The 3,793-nt window shown below is 47.3% G+C and carries 5 protein-coding genes; all 5 read left to right on the plus strand.

Going from position 1 to position 3,793, the window contains the following annotated elements; translation table 11 throughout:
- Positions 1-320: 320 nt before the first annotated feature.
- Positions 321-917 carry a phosphatidylglycerophosphatase A gene (locus AWJ19_RS05920; RefSeq protein WP_068722131.1) on the plus strand — a complete coding sequence of 199 codons (597 nt, stop codon included), beginning with the start codon at positions 321-323 and terminating at the stop codon, positions 915-917.
- 330 nt (positions 918-1,247) lie between these two features.
- Complete coding sequence (locus AWJ19_RS05925; RefSeq protein ID WP_068722132.1) at positions 1,248-1,916, plus strand: Type 1 glutamine amidotransferase-like domain-containing protein; 669 nt, start codon at positions 1,248-1,250, stop codon at positions 1,914-1,916.
- A gap of 22 nt (positions 1,917-1,938) precedes the next feature.
- On the plus strand, positions 1,939-2,709 hold the full coding sequence (locus AWJ19_RS05930) for a hypothetical protein (RefSeq protein ID WP_068722133.1): 771 nt from the start codon (positions 1,939-1,941) through the stop codon (positions 2,707-2,709).
- Positions 2,710-2,828: 119 nt separating this feature from the next.
- Positions 2,829-3,101 carry a hypothetical protein gene (locus AWJ19_RS05935; protein ID WP_068722134.1) on the plus strand — a complete coding sequence of 91 codons (273 nt, stop codon included), beginning with the start codon at positions 2,829-2,831 and terminating at the stop codon, positions 3,099-3,101.
- A 412-nt stretch (positions 3,102-3,513) separates the two neighbouring features.
- The coding region (locus tag AWJ19_RS36125; RefSeq protein WP_157889952.1) for a hypothetical protein at positions 3,514-3,793 on the plus strand (280 nt) is incomplete at its 3' end.

The raw sequence follows: 3,793 nt of genomic DNA on the forward strand, positions 1-3,793 counted from the left end.
TGATTTCGGCCTCGGCGGGCAGAACGAGCAAATCAAAGGCATTTTTGCCTTTGATTTCGGTCTCAGCGGGCGAAACGGGCAAATCAAAGGCATTTTTGCCTTTGATTTCAGCTCCGGCGGGCGGAACGAGCAAATCAGAGGCATTTTTGCCTTTGATTGCGGCCTAGGCAGGCGGGCAGGATCTCTCAGTAGACAAGTTTAAGGAATCTACCTGTGTGCTTACTTTGTTGCAATAACAATAAGATGCGTCCGTTGTCCCCTGCTGAGGTAATACAGTTATAAGGCTGAGTCCAGCCTACTCCTACAATGAGGTGACTATCATGAATAAAATTAAAGGTCCGTACAGCCTTAACAGTAAAGCAGTTGCAGAAGCAACCAGGCACTGGATGCAGGAGCGCGGCGTTACAGTGAATGAAATTGCTGAGCTTGTTATGTTTTTGCAGCAGAAGTACTATCCCACACTAACTATGGAGGAATGTGTTCACAACGTCGAGATGGTGCTCAGTAAACGCGAGGTGCAGAACGCCGTGCTGACCGGAATCCAGCTGGATGTGCTGGCAGAGGAAGGCAAGCTGTTCACTCCTCTTCAGGATATGATCGAAAATGATGAAGGCCTGTATGGCGTAGATGAAATTCTGGCCTTCTCCATTGTGAACGTATACGGCAGCATAGGGTTCACCAATTACGGTTACGTAGATAAGCTGAAGCCAGGAGTTCTTGAGCGGCTGAATGATAAAAGCACCGGCCAGGTACATACTTACCTGGATGATATTGTCGGCGCAATCGCTGCAGCGGCCAGCAGCCGTATCGCCCATCGCAAACAGGCAGAACGCGAGAAGGAGCTTGGACTCCCGCATGCGCCCGAGGATGTGGAAGAAGCCGCCAGAAAGGCTGCTGCCGAGGACAAATTGGAGTAGTCTCTGCTGCTAATATATCTGGGCGCTGCTGGCTATAGCTCCCAAGGCAGAGCAATCTCACAATAGGATCAAATAAATGACAAGCACTATAACTTCACAACAGGCAGCCGGTCACAATATCGGCTGCCTTCACTGTGGTTATCAGTGTTTATTAGCAGGAGAGTTCTATGCTTTTATCGAACAACTGGGTACTGGGAAATTATGAAAACCCAAACACTCACCAAGAAAAAACTTAAAGGTGCGATGACCAGAGTTACAGCAGCTTAAGCTGTCCCACTCAATAGTCGATCTTACTCTAGTATCTATTCAGCCACCAAGGAGTGTGAGGTTATGAGATTATTGCTAACATCTGCGGGAGTTAATAACAAAAGCATCCACAACGCCCTGATAGACATGCTCGGCAAACCGATAGCCGGCTGCAACGCTTTGTGCATTCCCACCGCAATGTATGGCCACCCCTGGGTCGGTCCCGGCATCAATGCCTGGGAATTCATCAGCGGGAAATCCGAGAACCCTATGGTTGACCTGGGCTGGAAATCCGTGGGCGTGCTGGAGTTGACTGCACTGCCAAGCATCAGTAAGGACCGCTGGGTGCCGCTGGTTCAGGAGACGGACGTCCTGCTGGTATCAGGCGGGGATGCCCTCTACCTGAACCACTGGATGCGGCAGTCTGGACTGGCAGAGCTTTTGCCGACGCTGCAGGCTGTTTATGTGGGAATGAGCGCAGGGAGTATGGTGATGGCACCTAACATCGGGAAATACTTCTCCGGCTGGACTCCACCTGCGGGCGGTGATGAGGCGCTGGGGTTGGTTGATTTTGCAATATTCCCGCACCTAGACCATGAACTGCTGCCTGACAACACCATGGCTGCCGCTGAGCGTTGGGCCGCCGGAATGCGGGGACCGTCCTATGCGATCGATGATCAGACCGCTATCAAAGTGACCGACGGGGCAGTGGAGGTTGTTTCTGAAGGGAATTGGAGGATTTTTCACAAATAATAATTAATGGGAGAACATTATATTGATATTCCTCAGAACAAAAAGGATCAAAATAATCGGCTTGTCAATCATTCTAATATTCGCGCTCGTTTTAATGTTATTGTATTCGATTTATGCTAAGCAAACCCATGCTGTATTAATCAGCTACTCTAATATGAAAGAAATTGCTTATAATGTATACGTTGAACCTGAGCTCAGGGAGAGTGAAAAAGCAGAATTACTCCAGTATGTTCAGAGCTCTAATGTTAAAATCGATGAAATTTTTGGCAAAAAAGAGGCGGCTCCCGTTATAATTTATGCAAAAACTAAAGAGGCTTTAGAGAAATACGCAAATTCAGATATTGGACAAACCTATTATTATCCGTGGAATACCTACATTGTTATCGGGCCAAGGGGCTTTAACGAAAACGTGATTGCCCATGAATTTACACATTCCGAATTAAGGAAGAGGCTCAGAAACAGCAGCAGGGTTCCCATATGGTTTGATGAGGGATTAGCCGCCATGGCTGATGGGCGATTCACTGATAGTGAAATGACCTGGAACACCCAAACTAATGACGGGAAAGAACCTATAGATTTTGATCGTCTGGACTCCCCCTCTGCATTTCAGCCAAATGCCGAAAGCCATATCAATTATGAACTGGCGTGTTACGAGGTTTCGCGGTGGTACGGGATTGTTGGTACACCCGGTTTATTGAATCTGATCGATTCTTTGAATAAAGGCGGGAACTTTGTTGATGTTTATAAAGGGATTGAGCGTAATTTGAGTAATGCAGCTGGCGGGAAACGGTAGTTTGATGATACTAAGAAAACAAAAGAAGCTAACGGAAAGTTATGCGGAGGAAAGGTAAAAAGTGATTATCCGGAGTTGAAGACGAAAATTAAATTGGAATAGACCTGGGGAGGGTTAATATGAACAAGGGTAACTCACTCATTATTGGAACTTCGATTTTAGTAGGCTTTCTTATTCTAGGAGTATTTCTTAAATTGACTTTTTCGGAAAAAGGCTCGCCTACCACAATTGAAGCATCAACCACAGGGATATATGAAATGATTGCCGTAAACAAAAACAACATCATCATATTTAATAAACAAAATGGAGAGTACTGGAGAAAGTTTATTTCAGACAGTGAGGGTCCAACAGAGTGGACTAAGGAACCGTCGCCAGTGTCAAACACAAAATAGGAGTGTCCACCGCTCATTAAGCAAACGGGAAACGTTAGTTGAATGACCACGGAGGCAGTCAAAACTTATTTATCGAACACGGCAGCTGACGTGATTGATTAATATAGGGTGGTGCGGGTGAACTAAGTGCGATGTGCTTTGCTTGATGCGCAGTGTGCTTGTTATAAGGTGCTAGTTAGTTGGTGATTCGCCGCACGGGTTTCTGAGTACCTTTTCGAGCTCATTTTACGGAACGCATACATACTTTAACTGCAGCTTGTACAACCAAAAGAACCAAAAACGACATTATCCAGATATAGTTGTATTCGGTACACTTAAAAATCCGGATTTTAGCCAATTTTGCCCTATCCTGCACTTTTAGTTGCACAGAATGCAGCTATTGCTGCATTTGAACAAATTCGAGCCATAATAAGTGCACAAAGTGCAGCTAAATTGCAAGTTTGCTGCAAAACAAAACAGCCAGACCACGAACCAGCGGAGTTTTTCCCGCAAGTTGTTCGTGTTCTGGCTGTTTCAGCTGCGCAAGTTGTGCCTGGCGCTGCACCTGCACCGCACGCGCCGCTATGCCTGGCGCTGCAACTACACTGCATGCCGCCGCTGTGCCCGGCGCGCTGCACCTGCACTGCACGCGCCGCTGTGCCCGGCGCTACTGCTCCGCCGCCGCGAACAGCAGGGGCCAGCCCGGTTCTGCC

The organism is Paenibacillus sp. DMB5 (assembly GCF_001517085.1).
In the GTDB taxonomy this organism is placed as follows: domain Bacteria; phylum Bacillota; class Bacilli; order Paenibacillales; family Paenibacillaceae; genus Paenibacillus_AQ.

Excerpts from the sequence above, each read along its gene's own strand:
- AWJ19_RS05920 (WP_068722131.1), top strand. The coding sequence starts at position 321 with ATGAATAAAATTAAAGGTCCGTACAGCCTTAACAGTAAAGCAGTTGCA.
- AWJ19_RS05925 (WP_068722132.1), top strand. The coding sequence starts at position 1,248 with ATGAGATTATTGCTAACATCTGCGGGAGTTAATAACAAAAGCATCCAC.
- AWJ19_RS05935 (WP_068722134.1), top strand. The coding sequence starts at position 2,829 with ATGAACAAGGGTAACTCACTCATTATTGGAACTTCGATTTTAGTAGGC.